This window comes from Agrobacterium sp. 22-210-1 (genome assembly GCF_053522525.1).
The window spans coordinates 1,100,278-1,116,304 of the sequence record NZ_JBNWCI010000002.1; the positions used below are offsets into that span (position 1 = coordinate 1,100,278).

A 16,027-nucleotide genomic window follows, 5' to 3' on the forward strand; every position below is an offset into this window, starting at 1 on the left:
CCCTCAGGCCCCGGCCGGGCTATGCACAATATTGATCGATGCAAGCTGCATGATCTTCTCCTCCGTCATGTCCTCTCCCTCCACCTCACCGGCAATGCGCCCTTCGCGCACGACCAGCACGCGATCACTGACACCGATGAGTTCCGGCAGTTCTGAGGATATGACCACCACTCCGACGCCTTCGCGCGCCAGTTCCCGTATCTGGCGGTGGATTTCAGCCTTTGCGCCCACATCCACCCCCCGCGTCGGTTCATCCAGAAAGATCACCTCGGGTTCCACCGACAGCATCTTCGCCAGAGCCACCTTCTGCTGGTTGCCTCCGCTCAAGGTCGAGACCGCGTCGCCGACGCTGTTCGCCCGCAATTTCAGCCGCTTGCCCAGTTCATCGGCGCGCTTCATTTCCCTGCGCCGCTCGATGAAGCCCATGCCGTTCGATATCCTGCCGACATCGAGCGCCGAGACATTTTCGGCAATGGACATATTGAGGAACAGCCCGTCGCCCTTGCGATCCTCGGAGAGATAGACCAGCCCCTCGCGGATGCTGTCGCGATAATCCTTTAGCCTCAGCGGCCGGCCACGCAGCGTAACTTCGCCTCTGGGTTTCCCTTCCAGCCGGCAGACCGCCCGTGCGATCTCGCTTCGGCCCGCGCCGATCAGACCGGCAAGACCGAGGATTTCACCGCGACGCAGATCGAAATCGACATCGAAAACCCGCTTTCCTTCGTTCAATCCCCGAACAGAAAGAATGACATCATCCGACTTTTCATCTTCCGAAAGTTTCGGCGGATAAAGCTTGTCGAGAACCCGCCCGACCATGCTGTTGACAACCTCTTCCGGGGAAATCTCCGCGATATTCGCCGTCTTGATGTGGCAGCCATCGCGCATCACCGTGATGCGGTCGCAATGTTCAAAAATCTCCGCCATCCGATGCGAGATATAGATGATCGCAATCCCGCGTTCCGCCAGCCGATGCATGATCCGGAAAAGCGTCTGGGCTTCGGTTTCGGTCAAGGCCGCCGTCGGCTCATCCAGGATCAGGATACGGCAATCCAGCGTCAGCGCCTTGGCGATTTCGACTATCTGCTGTTGCGAGATCGACAGATCGCCGGCGCGGCTGGCGGGGTCGATATCGCCAATTTCCCGCAGGATGGCTGCGGCCCGCTTGCCGAGATCGCGATAATTCATGAACAAGGAACGGCTTTGGCCGGTCTCCGACATGAACATATTTTCGGCAACCGAAATTTCCGGGCAAAGGGCAATCTCTTGATGGACAAAACCGATGCCGAGCCGGTTCGCCGCATTGGGCGAAGATATCCGCACCGGTTTGCCGTCCAGCAGGATCTCGCCGCCATCCGGCTGCAGAATGCCATCGATAATATGCATGAGCGTCGACTTGCCGGCACCGTTTTCACCCGCCAGCGCGTGGATTTCACCACGCTGCAATTCGAGTGCGGCACTGCGCAACGCCCGCACGGGGCCGAACGCCTTATGAATATTCGTCATGCTGAGGATGACCTCGCCCATAACGTCCTCCCGAAGCTGCTTCCATTTAACCGGCGAGGCTCAAACCCCGCCGGTTCAAGGGCGACGCGTCAGCGCCCCTTCATATAGTCGTTGAGATCAAAGGAAGCGGCGTTCGCCTTGGTGATCACGGCAAAACCATTGTCCATCGACGGAACCTGCATCGGGTTGAAGCCCGACACCTTATAGTCGTTGAACGGGTCGATCAGATCCGAATGGGCACCCAGAAAGGTGTTCATGAAGCCCATGAAGCCCTGAACGCCCTGATTGGGATTGATGGACATGTAGATATTGCCCTGCTTGATATGCTCGAGCGTCGCAGGCGTGATGTCCGCGTGCAGGATCAGGACCTTCTTCTTTGCCTCCAGAACAGCGGCCGTCGCGCCTTCGGCCGAACCGGCCTCGGGAATCCACAGGGCGCCCAGATTTGGGTTGGCCTGTAACAATGCACCGGTCGCCTGATAGGCGAGGTTCGAATCCTGATTGGTCGCCTGGCGGCCGACCAGTTTCATCTGCGGATAGGTGCGCCCCATATAATCGATGAGGGCGGTGACGCGCAGATCGTGGTTGCTCTGGCCCGGATTTTCCAGAACCGCATATTCGCCTTTTTCGCCGATCTTCTTGACGATTTCGTCAGCCGCAAATTTCGCCTCGGCAACATTGTCCGAGGTAATATAGGCGGTGCGCTTCGACTTCGGAGAATCGGCCGCGAAGGTCGTTACCGACACACCGGAGGCAATGGCCTTGTTGATCGGTTCGATGAAGGGATCGGCCTGCATCGGATGCAGCAAAATGCCTTTCGGCTTTTTCACCAGTTCCTGCTCGAAGGACGCGATCTGCTTGGTGATGTCATATTCGGGCGTGCCGGTGAAAACCGCCTCACAGCCAAGCGCCTTGGCCGCCTGCTTGAACCCTTCAAAGACCGGCACCCAATAGGGGTGACTGGAAACCATGACGTTCATCACATAGGTCTCACCCGGTTCGCAGGCAAATTTGCTCGCGGCGGCGGCCGGTGAAGCTACGCCAGCGGAAATCGCCACGGCAAAAACACCCGCGGCGACGGTCGATTTCAGAAAAGCCAACATATTCCCCTCCCAAGGACAATGAGCTAGTCCGCAATAAATTTTGAACGGTGTAATTTATTGCATGAGCATTGGAATATCCGGAAACCGAGTGGGCGTCAATGCGATTTGAATTTTATTTTGTACTGTGAAATTTATTGCGAACTACATGAATGTCATCGGACGAAGCTGGGGGTAAGGTCCGAACGGGCAATCGGCCGCTTGGGAATTTTAACGCTTTGAGACGTCATGAAAGCCTCTCGCGGATCAGGTGGGGGGAGATTGCCCTGAAGCGGGCCAGAAACAAAAAAAGGGTTTCTGATCACTCAGAAACCCTTTTTTATGAATTCGGATGGTGGGCGTGACAGGGATTGAACCTGTGACCCCTACGATGTCAACGTAGTGCTCTCCCGCTGAGCTACACGCCCTCCGTTGGCGGCGGATAGACCACAAAACCTGTTCGTGCGTCAACTGCTTTTTTTCGGTTTTGTGAAGGTTTTTTATGAGGCCTTACGCCACAAGGAGTTTGTTGACCTCATCCACCAGATCACGCAAGTGGAATGGCTTGGAAAGCACCTTGGCGTCCTTCGGGGCCTTCGAATCGGCGTTCAGCGCGACCGCGGCAAAGCCGGTGATGAACATGACTTTCAGGTCCGGGTCGAGTTCGGTCGCGCGTCGCGCAAGTTCTATGCCGTCCATCTCTGGCATGACGATATCGGTCAGCAGCAGCGAAAAAGGCTCTTCGCGAAGCCGGTCGTAAGCGCTTGCGCCATTGTCGAAGGAAGAAACCTTGTAACCGGCTTTTTCCAGCGCCTTGACGAGGAAGCGGCGCATATCGTTGTCGTCTTCAGCAAGAAGAATTTTTTGATTCATGGTTAAGTGACCGTAACTGCTCAATGTTTGGAATACCCTAGCCCGATTATAGGATTTTCACGGTAAATATCCTGTGAACACGTGAATCGGTATAGCGCTGCTTTGGCGATAGTATGGACTTGCCGCACGGTAACTGGCAACATGAACATCCTGATAGTTTGTGACATGGTAAATGGGTCTGAATGGACTGGGTAACGGGCGAATATGAGTTGTTTGAAGTAACGGAGCCTGCCGTTCAAACCCTGCCATTCGTCTATAATTCACCCCATAGCGGCCGCTGTTATCCCATTTCCTTCCTCGAATCGGCGCGGCTGGATTCGCATGAGATTCGCCGCTCGGAAGATCATTTCGTCGATGAGCTTTTCGCCGCCGCCCCTGAGATCGGCGCGCCGCTTCTGAAAGCGAATTTTCCCCGCGCCTATCTCGACGTCAATCGCGAGCCCTACGAGCTCGATCCACGCATGTTCGAAGGCATCCTGCCGCCCTATGCCAATATCGGCTCCATGCGGGTTGCCGGCGGCCTGGGCACGGTGCCGCGCATCGTCGCCGAAAATATGGATATCTATGCTCACCGCCTGCCGGTCGATGAGGCACTATCGCGGATCGAGACAATCTACAAACCCTATCACGCCTGCCTGCGCCGGCTGCTTTCACGCACCCATGCCAATTTCGGCATGGCAGTGCTGATTGATTGCCATTCCATGCCCGGCAATATCCGCGTCGCCGGCTCAAACCTCCGACCGGATGTGATCATCGGTGATCGCTACGGCACCAGCGCATCCCAGGAAGTTTCCCGCGCCGCCCTGCATTTCCTTGAGGAGCTGGGCTTCATCGCGGTCTGCAACAAGCCGTATGCCGGCGGCTTCATCACCGAACATTATGGGCGGCCCATTCGCTCCCTCCACGCGCTGCAGATCGAGGTCAACCGGTCGCTTTACGTCGATGAAAAGACTCTTTCGAAGAAAGCCGATTTTCCGGCCATTCAGGCATCGCTGGAAATCTTCATGCGCCAGCTCGGCGCTTTCGTTTCAGAATACGCGATCGAAACCTCGCTCGCCGCCGAATAACGCATCAAATCCCTGACATTTCAAATCTTTAGACCAGACCGCCTGGCCGTGTGCCGGGCAAAAAAAACCGCGCTTTTGGCGCGGTCAAGTCTAGGGAGGAAACACCCAAGGAGGGTATTTACAGTCAAAGACTGCAGGGTCACGCTACGCAGTATATGCACAATTGTCAATCATTTTATTTTATGCCTATTTTTTAGACTTTTGCCGAAAATATGGAAACACCGGCTCCCGCACCCATACGAGTGGACGACGGATGTGATTCCGGTCTATGCATTTCGCCACGCAATTCACGCCACGTCATTCAGGCTCCACCATCCAGGCAATGAGGTTTCGCATGCTGCCCGACCGGGATTTCTTCTTCAAACTTGCCGATGCAGCCAGCGCTGAAACGCTTCCCCGCTTTCGCACGGGCATTGCCGTCACCAACAAGCAGGATGGTGGCTATGATCCGGTGACGGAAGGCGATCAGGCAGCAGAGACTGCCATTCGCGCCCTCATAGAAGCGCGCTTCCCGCAGCACGGTATTCTTGGCGAAGAACATGGCAATGTCGGCCTTGATCGCGACCATATCTGGGTTATCGATCCGATCGACGGCACCCGTGCCTTCATTTCCGGCGTGCCGGTCTGGGGTACGTTGATCGGCTTCCAGTCGACCGGCCGCGCCACGATGGGCATCATGGACCAGCCCTTCACGAAAGAGCGTTATTTCGCTGATGGTGAGAGCGCCTGGTATTTCGGCCCCGATGGCGAGCGGAAAATCCGTACGCGTGACTGCGCTTCGCTGTCGGATGCAGTGCTGTTCACGACTACCCCCCATATTTTCACCGCAGAAGAAAAGCCCTTCTATGAAAAGGTGGAGGAGCAGGTCCGCCTATTCCGCTACGGCGTGGATTGTTACGCCTATTGTCTGCTCGCGGCCGGTCACGTCGATCTGGTGATCGAATCCGGTCTGAAGCCCTATGATGTCGGGGCATTGATCCCGGTGGTCGAACAGGCCGGTGGCATCATGACCACCTGGGATGGTGGGCGCCCGGAAAATGGCGGACGCATTCTGGCAGCCGGCTCCAGGGCCGTGCACGAACAGGCGCTCGCCATTCTCTCGAAACTATAGTTTTTTCCGCTTTTGCGGCCGCATCACTCCGGCGCGAAAAAAGCGTCGATGGCCGCCAGCGCCTGTTTGCGGAAAACGTCACGCTCATGCAGCAGTTCATGGCGCGCGCCGGTGATGGGAAGAAGCTGCGCCGCACGGAAATTGCGTGAGAGCTCTTCCTGCGCCTTATAGGGCGTAATCGTATCCAGCATCGGCGCCAGGATGAGGGTCGGAATGGTGATGTTAGTCAGATGATCCTGACGGGTCACCCGCGCCATGGCCTTCAAGGCTTCATAGACCCAGCGCGCCGTCGGCGCACCGATGAACAGTTCCGGAAATTGCCGGTGCAGCGACAGATTTCGCGCAAACCGCTTCGCATCCGAGGTCAGCGGATTGCCATCGAAATCCCGCTCACGCTGATCCTTGCCGAGCTGAACTCTTCCCAGGCCGATGAGACTTAAGACCGTCGAAACAATCCGGATGACGGGCGCGGGAATGGATTGCTGGCTGTCCAGTTCGATGAATGGCGAGCAAAGCGCGAGGCGGTCTATCCGGTTAGACAGGTCGGGTGCCGCCGCAAGCGCTGCAAGCGCGCCGGTGGAATGCGCTATCATGAAGAATGGCAGCCGCGTATCCGGCAACACCACCTGCTCGAGAAACAGGCTGATATCGCGCTGATAGTCGGAAAAGCGCCGAACATGCCCGGCGCCCGGCCTTTTCAACAGCCGTTCAGAACCGCCCTGCCCGCGTGTGTCAAAGGTCGCGACCCAGAAACCCATGGCCGTCAGATCGGCAACCGTTTCGAAATATTTCTCGATACATTCGTTGCGGCCATGCAGCAGAACCACCGTTCCGCGGGCAATATGGCGGCTGGCGCGAAAGATCGCATATCGAAGCTGTTTGCCGCCATGGCCGGCAAAATATCCAACGGTATGGTTGCCGGGAACCGGGTTGTCTTCGCTGGCGCGCAATGTGGCTTCGATCATCGGTCTTTTCCGGCTTTTCAACTCTTTTCGGATAGGTCGGCGGCGACAGAAGGTCAAAGAAAAAATTGCCGGAACCGTCGGTTAAAGCAGTCGCGGTTCCGGCGAGTAAGACAGAAGAAGAAGGGACGTTATTGCTTCTGTCCACGGAGAATGTCTCCGATGACCGAAGTTTTATGGCGCTCAAACTGAATGATGCCGGAACCGGATGTTCAGCCATGGTTCATGTTGTGACCACCCCTTGACGCAGGCTCAAGCCATTCCCATCTCCTTCATGCGGTCGCCAGAACGGGGCCGCGCCCTATGTCCGGTCGTCGCCAGAACGGGACGCCGGATTTAACCGCAAACAGTCGCTTCTTAAGGAGGACACCATGCGTCACGTCGATTTTTCCCCCCTTTATCGCTCCACCGTCGGCTTCGACCGTCTTTTTTCGATGCTTGACGGCCTCGGCCAGCCCGAACAGGCCCAGTCCTATCCGCCCTACAATATCGAGCGGACGGGCGAAAACACCTATCGTATCACCATGGCTGTCGCCGGTTTCGATGAGACCGAACTCAGCATTGAATCCCGCGCCAATGCGCTGACGGTGAAGGCTGAGAAGTCCGGGGACGAGAAGTCATCCGAAGGCGAGTTCCTGTATCGCGGCATCGCCACGCGCGCTTTCGAACGCCGCTTCCAGCTTGCCGACCATGTCGAAGTCCAGACCGCTTCCTTAAAGAACGGCCTGCTCCACATCGATCTCGTCCGCAATATTCCGGAAGCCATGAAGCCGCGCCGCATCGCGATCTCGTCCGACAGCGCCGATGCGCCGAAGACGATCGAAGCCCAGATCACGCCGGCTCAGGTCAACTAAACTATCCTGACATGCAACAGGAACGGCCCCTTTACGGGGCCGTTTTTGTTTGCAGAAATTTTCGTGTCAGCGGGTGGGTGCCACCACGCCTTCTGCGGCAGCCGTTTCTGTAATCGCTGCCTTTTCGTGGGCCTTGCGGGCATAACGCTGGGCCAGCACAGCGCAGACCATCAGCTGAATCTGATGGAAAAGCATGATTGGCAGAACGATTGCACCAATGCTCTGGCCGGCAAAGATCGCACCCGCCATGGGCACGCCACTGGCAAGGCTCTTCTTGGACCCGCAGAAGGTGATGGTGATTTCATCCGCCTTGTTGAAACCAAGCGCCCGGCTGCCGAACATCGTCACGCAGAGGACAAGCGCCAGAAGCAGAATGTTGATGACGATGACCACCCCGATGTCCCTGAGCGAAAACGTCTGCCATATGCCCTCGATGACCGCATCGGAGAAGGCGAGATAGACAACCATCAGAATGGAGCCGCGATCGACAGGAGACAGCAGTTTCTTGCGCGCCCGGATCCAGTCGCCAATCCACGGCTGCAACACCTGACCGACGATGAAAGGCAACAACAGCTGCAGGAAGATTTGCAGGAACGCGTCCAGCGAAAACCCGTTGCCATGGCCGCCGACCGTAAACAGCAGCCCAACCAGCAATGGCGTCAGGAACATGCCGAAAATATTCGATGCCGAAGCCGAACAGATCGCCGCCGGTACATTTCCGCCCGCCATCGAGGTGAAAGCGATGGAAGACTGCACGGTGGATGGCAGGACACAGAGAAACAACACGCCCATATAAAGCGGCGCCGGCAGAATGCTTTCGGGAATGAAACCGATCGCCACGCCCAGCAACGGGAAAAGGCCGAAAGTGACGAGCAGGATCGCCAAGTGCAGACGCCAGTGCAGGATGCCGGCAATCACCACATCCCGCGACAGCCGCGCACCATGCAGGAAGAACAGAAGCGCAATCGCCAGCTTCGTCGCCAGCCCGAAATATTCCGCCGGCTCACCGCTGATGGGCAAAAAGGAAGCCAAAATCACGGTGGCAACCAGCATCATGGTGAAGCGGTCAGGCAGGAAGCGGGTCATGGGAAAATCTTTCCGGCATCGGTTTTGCTTGAAATGTCAGCCACTATCGCTAATCATGAATTCGAATGCAAAGACTAACAGTTATCATGATTTGAGATAATGCTGAACCTTCAACATCTTGCCAGCTTCGTCATGCTTCAGCAAACCGGCAGCTTCACGCTGGCCGCCGAGCGACTGGGCGTTGGCCAATCCACCGTCAGCCAGCATATTCAACGGCTGGAGGCCTCACTTGGTCGTCGGCTGATTGCGCGCAGCACCCATCAGGTAAAACTGACCGGCGAGGGCGAAGCGCTGCTGGGTTATGCCCGCAATATGCTTGACATCGACAGCAAGGTCTCCTCGCTCTTCAGCGAAAGCCGCCTGCGCGGACGGCTCAGACTCGGCGTATCCGAAGATTTCGTCGCCAGTCGGTTGACGGCTATTCTGGAAGAATTCATCCGTCTTTATCCTCTGGTGGATTTGGAACTGACGGTTTCGCTGAGCGGCGTGCTTTACCAGATGCAAGACAATGGCGAACTGGATGTGGTGCTGGCGAAACGCCGTCTTGGCGACAAGCTTGGACACTTCCTCTATCGCGAACCGCTGGTGTGGCTGGCGCGCGACCCGGAGCGGATGCTGAACCAGCCGGACGCCCTGCCGCTGATCGCCTTTCCACCGCCGAGCATTACCAGAAAGGCGGCGCAGGAAGCGTTGGACCGTGCCGGTCTCGCCTGGCGCATCGTCTGCACCTGCGGCAGCCTTAGTGGACTGACTGCTGCTGCAAGAGCGGGCATGGGCATTCTGGTGCAACCGCGCAGCATGGCGCCCGCCGGTCTCAAGGAGATTGCGGCGGATGTGCTGCCGGCGCTTGAAGACGTTGAATTCGTGCTTCAGCCCAGCAAGGGCACCGACACGAAACTGGTGCGCGCCCTTTCCGATCTCGTTTCCAGCAAGAGCATCGCACCGGGCAGTTTCGTTTAAATTCTGTCAGCCTTCCCGCCGCGACAGGCAGCGACCGACACTATCCCGCCAGCCGGCGATGGCATTTTTCCGTTCTGTCTCGTCCATATCGGGATTGAAACGACGGTCGCGTTTCCAATGAGCTGCAAAGGCTTCACGATCCGGCCAGATACCGGCACGGGAAGCCGCAAGCCATGCCGCACCCAGAATAGTCGTTTCCAGAAAGACCGGCCGGTCCACCGGCGCGGCAAGAACATCGGCCAGCCGCTGCATCGTCCAATCGGAGGCAACCATACCGCCATCGACCCTCAGCACCGTCTTGCCATTGTCACCCGCCCAGTCCTTGCGCATGGCGTCCAGCAGATCGAAGGTCTGATAGGCAACGCTTTCCAGCGCCGCGCGCGCGAATTCCGCAGGTCCGGTGCCACGCGTCAGGCCGAAAATCGCGCCCCGCGCCTCCGCATCCCAATAGGGGGCACCGAGGCCGGTGAAAGCCGGCACCAGATAGACCCGCTGCTTGGGATCGGCTTTTTCGGCAAGCGCGCTAACTTCCGAGGCGACCGAAATGAAGCCCAGCTCGTCACGCAGCCATTGCACCGCCGCACCCGCAATGAAGATCGAGCCTTCAAGCGCATAGGTCGTCACACCGTCGAGACGATAGGCAATTGTCGTCAGCAGCCGATTTGTCGAAGTCACCCGGTCGGTGCCGGTGTTAAGAAGCGCAAAACAGCCGGTGCCGTAAGTCGATTTCATCATCCCCGGTTCGAAGCAGGCATTACCGATCACGGCCGCCTGCTGGTCGCCTGCCACGCCGAGGATCGGGATTTCCGCACCCAGAAGCGACTTGTCGGTCACGCCGAAATCGGCGGCGCAATCCAGCACCTCCGGCAACATGGCGCGGGGAATATCGAGGATCGACAGCAATTCGTCATCCCAGGCGTTGTCTTCAATATTATAGATCAGCGTTCGCGAGGCATTGGTCGCGTCGGTCACATGGCGGCGACCGCCGGTAAGGCGATAGATCAGGAAACTATCGACCGTGCCGAAGCAGATGTCTCCCTTCACCGCCTTTTCGCGAAGGCCGCTGACGCTATCCAGAAGCCATTTGAGTTTGGTGCCGGAAAAATACGGGTCGAGCAGCAGGCCGGTCTTTTTCGAAAAAAGCGGCTCCAATCCCCGCCGCTTCAGATCCTCGCAGACCGGCGCGGCGCGGCGATCCTGCCAGACCACGGCCCGGTGCACGGCCTCACCCGTGTTGCGGTCCCAAAGCACTGTCGTTTCCCGCTGGTTGGTGATGCCGATCGCCTCGATATCGGAAGCGGCGATACCGGCATCGGCAAGCGCCAGCCGAATGGTTTCGAGCACGCTTTTCCAGATATCCTCGGCATCATGTTCCACCCAGCCCGAGGCCGGGAAATGTTGCGGAAATTCTCGCTGTCCGACACCGATCACCCGCATGTCGCGATCAAAGACCATCGACCGTGTCGATGTCGTTCCCTGATCGATCGCCAGAATATAACCGCCCATTATGTCACTCCCTTTCAGACGCAATGACGGGGCGGCAAAGCCGCCCCGGTTTAAGATTTCATGCAGAAATTACTTCTGCCAGCTTTTGACCAGTTCGTCGTAATTGACGGTGACCGGCTTTTCCTTTTCGTTGGCAATCTTCAGCTGCGGCGCCAGATTGCCCTTCGAAACGGCGTCCTTGTTCCAGTAGTCGATATCGTGCTCTTCCGCCAGTTTCGGGCCGATATCACCCTGCACACCGGCGCGCTCGATACGGGCCATGACCTTTTCCTGCTCGGCGCAAAGAGAGTCCATTGCCGCCTGAGCGGTCTTAGCACCCGACGACGCATCGCCGATTGCCTGCCACCACAGCTGCGCCAGCTTCGGATAGTCAGGAACGTTGGTGCCGGTCGGCGACCATTGCACGCGGGCCGGCGAGCGATAGAACTCGATAAGGCCCCCGAGCTTGGACGCCCGGTCCGTGAAGCTCTGGTGATGGATCGTGCTGTCACGAATGAAGGTGAGACCCACATGGCTCTTCTTCACATCCACCGTCTTCGAGGTCACGAACTGCGCATAAAGCCAAGCGGCCTTGGCGCGGTCGTCGGGGGTGGATTTCATCAATGTCCACGAACCCACATCCTGATAACCGAGCTTCATGCCGTCCTTCCAGTAGACGCCATGCGGCGAGGGTGCGACGCGCCATTTCGGCGAACCGTCCTCGTTGACGACCGGCAGGCCGGGCTTGGCCATATCGGCGGTGAAGGCCGTGTACCAGAAGATCTGCTGGGCAATGTTGCCCTGCGCCGGCACCGGACCGGATTCGGAGAAGGTCATACCCTGGGCTTCCGGTGGCGCATATTTCTTCAGCCATTCGAGATATTTCTCGATGGAATAGACCGAAGCCGGACCGTTGGTATCACCACCGCGCGCCACGCAGGAACCGACCGGCTGCGACTTGTCGTTGACCTTGATGCCCCATTCATCGACCGGCAGGCCGTTCGGCAGGCCCTTGTCGCCGTTGCCGGCCATGGAAAGCCAGGCATCGGTGAAGCGCCAGCCGAGTGACGGGTCCTTCTTGCCGTAGTCCATATGGCCGAAGACCTTCTTGCCGCCGACATCGCGACCGGTGAAGAATTCGGCGATATCCTCATAGGCCGACCAGTTGACCGGAACGCCGAGGTCGTAACCGTATTTGGCCTTGAAATCGGCTTTGTTCTTGTCGTCGTTGAACCAGTCGTAACGGAACCAGTAGAGGTTCGCGAACTGCTGGTCGGGAAGCTGGTAGAGCTTCTTGTCCGGTGCCGTTGTAAAGGCGCTGCCGATAAAGTCCTTGAGATCAAGGCCGGGATTGGTGACGTCCTTGCCCTCATTGGCCATGAAGTCGGTCAGGTTGCGCACCTGCTGGTAGCGCCAATGCGTGCCGATAAGGTCACTGTCATTGACCCAGCCATCATAAAGGTTCTGGCCGGTCTGCATCTGGGTCTGAATCTTTTCGACGACGTCACCTTCCTGGATGATGTCATGCGTGACCTTGATGCCGGTGATGGCGGTAAAGGCCGGTGCCAGAACCTTGGATTCATATTCATGCGTGGTCAGGGATTCGGAAACGACCTTGATGTCCATGCCTGCGAAAGGTTTCGCGGCATCGATAAACCATTGCAGTTCCTTTTCCTGATCGCCACGGGAAAGCGACGACATATCGCCGATTTCCTTGTCCAGAAACTGCTTTGCTTCCTCCATTCCGGCGAAAGCGGAACCCGTCATTGCCAGCAGCATGGCTGCTGTCGTCGTCATCAGATGCCGTCGCATATCAGTCCTCCCAGGGGTTGCGATTGCATGAAGTCCTCCAGTGCGGTTTTCCTCCGCCGCACCGTTCTTTCTGCTCTAGACGAAACGGAAAACGCCGATGGCGTAGACCACGGACAGAGCGAGAGCCCACCACAGGTTCGGGCCGACCAGCCCGAGCCATGCGAGATGAATGAAGGCGCTGCCAAGCAGCGAGATGAACAGCCGGTCGCCGCGCGTCGTCTCAAAGCGCAAGAGGCCGAAGCGGGGATTGCCGCCGGGCGAAAAATATTCCCAGAACCACATGCCGACCAGCAGCACGGCGATGGCGCAGAAAAACGCGGCCGTCGCCCAGGTCCATGCCATCCAGGAAAAATCGGGTATCTTCATCATGGTCAAACCCTCCCCAGCGCAAAGCCCTTGGCGATGTAATTGCGCACGAACCAGATCACCAGCGCGCCCGGAATGAGCGTCAGCACACCGGCAGCGGCCAGCAGGCCCCAGTCCATGCCGGCGGCCGAAACAGTGCGCGTCATCGTCGCGGCAATCGGCTTGGCGTCCGTGGTCGTCAGCGTGCGGGCGATCAGAAGTTCAACCCACGAGAACATGAAGCTGAAGAAGCAGGCGACACCGATGCCGGACGCGATGAGCGGCATGAAAATCTTCACGAAGAATTTCGGGAAGGAGTAGCCGTCAATATAGGCGGTCTCGTCGATCTCCTTCGGCACGCCCGACATGAAGCCTTCGAGGATCCACACCGCCAGCGGCACGTTGAACAGGCAATGCGCCAGCGCCACAGCGATATGCGTGTCGATCAGCCCGAATGCCGAATAAAGCTGGAAGAAGGGCAACGCGAAGACGGCGGGCGGCGCCATTCGGTTGGTCAACAGCCAGAAGAACAGGTGCTTGTCGCCCAGAAACCGATACCGCGAGAAGGCATAGGCCGCCGGAAGTGCTGCCGCAACCGAGATCACCATGTTCATGACGACGTAGATGATCGAGTTGATATAACCCGAATACCAGGAGGAATCCGTGAAGATCGTCCGGTAGTTCTGCAGCGTTGGCTGGTGCGGATAAAGCGTCATGGACGACACAATTTCCGCATTCGTCTTGAAGCTCATATTGACGAGCCAATAGATCGGCACGAGCAGAAGAATGATGTAGATCGTCGGCACGAGCCAGGAAAAACGCGATGGCCCATGGCGACGGCGCGACCGTGCGGCAAGGCCGGACAATCCCGCCGAGGCGGCTTTGACAGGCGAATTTCCCATCCGTTCCACGCTTGTGGTGACATCAGAGGCGCTCATGTCTCAAGTCTCCGCGTCGTGGCTGGTCATCACGGTGTAGAACACCCAGGACAACAGCAGGATGATGAGGAAGTAGATCAGCGACATGGCTGCTGCAGGGCCAAGGTCAAACTGGCCGAGCGCCATCTTCACGAGATCGATGGACAGGAAGGTGGTGGAGTTACCCGGACCGCCGCCGGTCACGACGAAAGGCTCGGTATAGATCATGAAGCTGTCCATGAAGCGCAGCAGGAAAGCGATCAGCAGCACGCGCTTCATCTTTGGCAGCTGGATGAACCGGAACACGGCGAAACGCGATGCGCCATCGATCCTTGCCGCCTGATAATAGGCATCCGGAATGGAAACGAGGCTGGCGTAGCACAGCAGCACGACAAGGCTCGTCCAGTGCCAGACATCCATGATAACGACCGTAATCCACGCATCGAGCGGATCATTGACGTAGTTGTAATCAAGCCCGAGCTGATTGGCATAATAACCGAGCAGCCCGATATCGCTGCGCCCGAACACCTGCCAGATCGTGCCGACGACATTCCACGGCACCAGAAGCGGCAGCGCCATCGTCACGAGGCAGACCGGCACGCCGATGCCGGATTTCGGCATTTTGAGCGCAATGAAAATGCCAAGCGGAATTTCAATCGCCAGAATGATGCCGGAGAACAGCAGGTTGCGCCCCAGCGCATCCCAGAACCGGGCCGATGCCAGGATTTCCTCGAACCATTGCGTTCCGGCCCAGAAGAACTGGTTGTTGCCGAACGTATCCTGCACCGAATAATTCACAACGGTCATCAGCGGAATGACGGCGGAAAAGGCGACCAGCACCAGAACCGGCAGCACCATGAACCATGCTTTGTTGTTCCAGCTCTTTTCCATGCTCAGGCCCCCATCTTCACACGCCAGGAATCGGCGAAGACGCCGATGGCGGCCGGGTCGAAGCGAACACCCGCTTCCGCCGGAATTTCCTCGTCTTCTGCAACAACGATCGCCAGCTTCTGGCCGGCAAACCGGGCGCGCACGATCTTTTGCCGGCCGATATCCTCGACCTTGTCGACCGTAATGGGCATGCCGCCCCGTTCCAGCCGGATGAATTCCGGGCGGACGCCGATCTCGATACGCTGGGCTCCATCGACCCTTGGCACTCCGGCAAGTGGCACACCAAGGCCGCCGACCATCGCGGTCGAGCCATCTATCTTGGCGGGCAACACATTCATGCCGGGCGAGCCGATGAAGTAACCGACGAATGTATGTCCCGGCCGCTCGAAAAGCTCGGCTGGCGTGCCGATCTGCACGATCTGCCCATCATACATCACCACCACCTTGTCGGCGAAGGTCAGCGCTTCGGTCTGGTCGTGGGTAACATAGACCATGGTAAAACCGGATTGCCGGTGCAGGCGCTTCAATTGCGACCGCAGCACCCATTTCATATGCGGATCGATCACCGTCAGCGGCTCGTCGAACAGGATCGCATTGACGTCGGAACGCACGAGGCCGCGTGCCAGAGAAATTTTCTGCTTCTGGTCTGCCGTCAGCCCCCGCGCATGGCGCTTGGCCATGCCGGAAAGATCGGTCATCTCAAGGATGTCCCGCACCCGACGATCCACCTCGGCCTCCGGCACATGCCGGTTGCGCAGCGGAAAAGCCAGATTGTCGTAGACCGTCATCGTGTCGTAGACGACCGGAAACTGGAACACCTGGGCGATATTACGGTCTTCGGTGGCAAGATCGGTCACGTCAGTTCCGTCGAAAGCGATACGTCCTTCGGAAGGACGCAGCAGCCCGGAAATGATGTTGAGCAGCGTGGTCTTGCCGCAGCCGGAAGGGCCAAGCAGCGCATAAGCCCCGCCATCCTCCCATTCGTGATGCACTTCTTTCAGGGCATAATCGCCGGCTGCCTGCGCCTTGGCGTTATAGGCGTGGCGGATGTGATCGAGCGTGATGCGTGCCATGATCGATCT

General features: G+C 58.0%; 15 protein-coding genes and 1 tRNA gene. 4 read left to right on the plus strand and 12 right to left on the minus strand.

What is annotated here, in order from left to right:
• Nucleotides 1-3: 3 nt before the first annotated feature.
• The 4 genes from ACQZ5F_RS18080 to cpdR form a co-directional block, all read right to left on the minus strand.
• Nucleotides 4-1,524 (minus strand): sugar ABC transporter ATP-binding protein, encoded by a 1,521-nt coding sequence (locus tag ACQZ5F_RS18080; protein ID WP_225338885.1) that lies wholly within the window; start codon nt 1,522-1,524, stop codon nt 4-6.
• A gap of 68 nt (nt 1,525-1,592) precedes the next feature.
• Nucleotides 1,593-2,606 carry a substrate-binding domain-containing protein gene (locus ACQZ5F_RS18085; protein WP_046799045.1) on the minus strand — a complete coding sequence of 338 codons (1,014 nt, stop codon included), beginning with the start codon at nt 2,604-2,606 and terminating at the stop codon, nt 1,593-1,595.
• A 329-nt stretch (nt 2,607-2,935) separates the two neighbouring features.
• A tRNA-Val gene (locus tag ACQZ5F_RS18090) sits at nt 2,936-3,010 on the minus strand.
• An 82-nt stretch (nt 3,011-3,092) separates the two neighbouring features.
• Entirely contained in the window at nt 3,093-3,455 is a 363-nt protein-coding gene (gene cpdR / locus ACQZ5F_RS18095) for a cell cycle two-component system response regulator CpdR (RefSeq protein ID WP_003497910.1), read from the minus strand.
• 182 nt (nt 3,456-3,637) lie between these two features.
• On the opposite strand from cpdR, the gene ACQZ5F_RS18100 reads away from it, so the two are divergent.
• Together ACQZ5F_RS18100 and hisN are read left to right on the plus strand one after the other, a co-directional pair.
• Nucleotides 3,638-4,522 carry an N-formylglutamate amidohydrolase gene (locus tag ACQZ5F_RS18100; RefSeq protein WP_225338886.1) on the plus strand — a complete coding sequence of 295 codons (885 nt, stop codon included), beginning with the start codon at nt 3,638-3,640 and terminating at the stop codon, nt 4,520-4,522.
• Between the two features lie 334 nt (nt 4,523-4,856).
• Nucleotides 4,857-5,633 (plus strand): histidinol-phosphatase, encoded by a 777-nt coding sequence (hisN, locus tag ACQZ5F_RS18105; protein WP_046799412.1) that lies wholly within the window; start codon nt 4,857-4,859, stop codon nt 5,631-5,633.
• Between the two features lie 23 nt (nt 5,634-5,656).
• On the opposite strand, the gene ACQZ5F_RS18110 is transcribed toward hisN, so the two are convergent.
• On the minus strand, nt 5,657-6,598 hold the full coding sequence (locus tag ACQZ5F_RS18110; RefSeq protein WP_448730580.1) for an alpha/beta fold hydrolase: 942 nt from the start codon (nt 6,596-6,598) through the stop codon (nt 5,657-5,659).
• Nucleotides 6,599-6,966: 368 nt separating this feature from the next.
• Between ACQZ5F_RS18110 and hspL the strand changes: the two genes are divergently transcribed.
• A complete protein-coding gene (hspL, locus tag ACQZ5F_RS18115) occupies nt 6,967-7,449 on the plus strand; it encodes a heat shock protein HspL (RefSeq protein ID WP_046799048.1) in 483 nt (160 codons plus the stop codon).
• Nucleotides 7,450-7,515: 66 nt separating this feature from the next.
• Here the strand turns inward: hspL and ACQZ5F_RS18120 are convergent, their stop codons facing one another.
• Nucleotides 7,516-8,535 (minus strand): bile acid:sodium symporter family protein, encoded by a 1,020-nt coding sequence (locus tag ACQZ5F_RS18120; protein ID WP_225338888.1) that lies wholly within the window; start codon nt 8,533-8,535, stop codon nt 7,516-7,518.
• A 99-nt stretch (nt 8,536-8,634) separates the two neighbouring features.
• Between ACQZ5F_RS18120 and ACQZ5F_RS18125 the strand changes: the two genes are divergently transcribed.
• Entirely contained in the window at nt 8,635-9,495 is an 861-nt protein-coding gene (locus tag ACQZ5F_RS18125; protein ID WP_052819331.1) for a LysR family transcriptional regulator, read from the plus strand.
• Between the two features lie 6 nt (nt 9,496-9,501).
• Here ACQZ5F_RS18125 and glpK read toward each other — a convergent pair whose 3' ends face one another.
• The 6 genes from glpK to ACQZ5F_RS18155 form a co-directional block, all read right to left on the minus strand.
• Nucleotides 9,502-11,001: a glycerol kinase GlpK gene (gene glpK, locus ACQZ5F_RS18130; RefSeq protein WP_137087124.1), complete on the minus strand. Its 1,500-nt coding sequence runs from the start codon at nt 10,999-11,001 to the stop codon at nt 9,502-9,504.
• A 69-nt stretch (nt 11,002-11,070) separates the two neighbouring features.
• Complete coding sequence (locus tag ACQZ5F_RS18135) at nt 11,071-12,792, minus strand: ABC transporter substrate-binding protein (protein ID WP_003497935.1); 1,722 nt, start codon at nt 12,790-12,792, stop codon at nt 11,071-11,073.
• A 75-nt stretch (nt 12,793-12,867) separates the two neighbouring features.
• On the minus strand, nt 12,868-13,161 hold the full coding sequence (locus ACQZ5F_RS18140) for a DUF2160 domain-containing protein (RefSeq protein WP_046799051.1): 294 nt from the start codon (nt 13,159-13,161) through the stop codon (nt 12,868-12,870).
• A 2-nt stretch (nt 13,162-13,163) separates the two neighbouring features.
• Entirely contained in the window at nt 13,164-14,039 is an 876-nt protein-coding gene (locus ACQZ5F_RS18145; protein ID WP_371338318.1) for a carbohydrate ABC transporter permease, read from the minus strand.
• 39 nt (nt 14,040-14,078) lie between these two features.
• Complete coding sequence (locus ACQZ5F_RS18150; RefSeq protein ID WP_046799053.1) at nt 14,079-14,945, minus strand: carbohydrate ABC transporter permease; 867 nt, start codon at nt 14,943-14,945, stop codon at nt 14,079-14,081.
• Nucleotides 14,946-14,947: 2 nt separating this feature from the next.
• On the minus strand, nt 14,948-16,018 hold the full coding sequence (locus ACQZ5F_RS18155; RefSeq protein WP_052819328.1) for an ABC transporter ATP-binding protein: 1,071 nt from the start codon (nt 16,016-16,018) through the stop codon (nt 14,948-14,950).
• Between the last annotated feature and the right edge of the window lie 9 nt (nt 16,019-16,027).

Excerpts from the sequence above, each read along its gene's own strand:
- ACQZ5F_RS18100 (WP_225338886.1), top strand. The coding sequence starts at position 3,638 with ATGGACTGGGTAACGGGCGAATATGAGTTGTTTGAAGTAACGGAGCCT.
- ACQZ5F_RS18080 (WP_225338885.1), bottom strand. The coding sequence starts at position 1,524 with ATGGGCGAGGTCATCCTCAGCATGACGAATATTCATAAGGCGTTCGGC.
- ACQZ5F_RS18110 (WP_448730580.1), bottom strand. The coding sequence starts at position 6,598 with ATGATCGAAGCCACATTGCGCGCCAGCGAAGACAACCCGGTTCCCGGC.
- glpK (WP_137087124.1), bottom strand. The coding sequence starts at position 11,001 with ATGGGCGGTTATATTCTGGCGATCGATCAGGGAACGACATCGACACGG.
- ACQZ5F_RS18085 (WP_046799045.1), bottom strand. The coding sequence starts at position 2,606 with ATGTTGGCTTTTCTGAAATCGACCGTCGCCGCGGGTGTTTTTGCCGTG.
- ACQZ5F_RS18120 (WP_225338888.1), bottom strand. The coding sequence starts at position 8,535 with ATGACCCGCTTCCTGCCTGACCGCTTCACCATGATGCTGGTTGCCACC.
- hisN (WP_046799412.1), top strand. The coding sequence starts at position 4,857 with ATGCTGCCCGACCGGGATTTCTTCTTCAAACTTGCCGATGCAGCCAGC.
- ACQZ5F_RS18155 (WP_052819328.1), bottom strand. The coding sequence starts at position 16,018 with ATGGCACGCATCACGCTCGATCACATCCGCCACGCCTATAACGCCAAG.
- hspL (WP_046799048.1), top strand. The coding sequence starts at position 6,967 with ATGCGTCACGTCGATTTTTCCCCCCTTTATCGCTCCACCGTCGGCTTC.
- ACQZ5F_RS18125 (WP_052819331.1), top strand. The coding sequence starts at position 8,635 with ATGCTGAACCTTCAACATCTTGCCAGCTTCGTCATGCTTCAGCAAACC.
- ACQZ5F_RS18135 (WP_003497935.1), bottom strand. The coding sequence starts at position 12,792 with ATGCGACGGCATCTGATGACGACGACAGCAGCCATGCTGCTGGCAATG.
- ACQZ5F_RS18145 (WP_371338318.1), bottom strand. The coding sequence starts at position 14,039 with ATGGGAAATTCGCCTGTCAAAGCCGCCTCGGCGGGATTGTCCGGCCTT.
- ACQZ5F_RS18140 (WP_046799051.1), bottom strand. The coding sequence starts at position 13,161 with ATGATGAAGATACCCGATTTTTCCTGGATGGCATGGACCTGGGCGACG.
- cpdR (WP_003497910.1), bottom strand. The coding sequence starts at position 3,455 with ATGAATCAAAAAATTCTTCTTGCTGAAGACGACAACGATATGCGCCGC.
- ACQZ5F_RS18150 (WP_046799053.1), bottom strand. The coding sequence starts at position 14,945 with ATGGAAAAGAGCTGGAACAACAAAGCATGGTTCATGGTGCTGCCGGTT.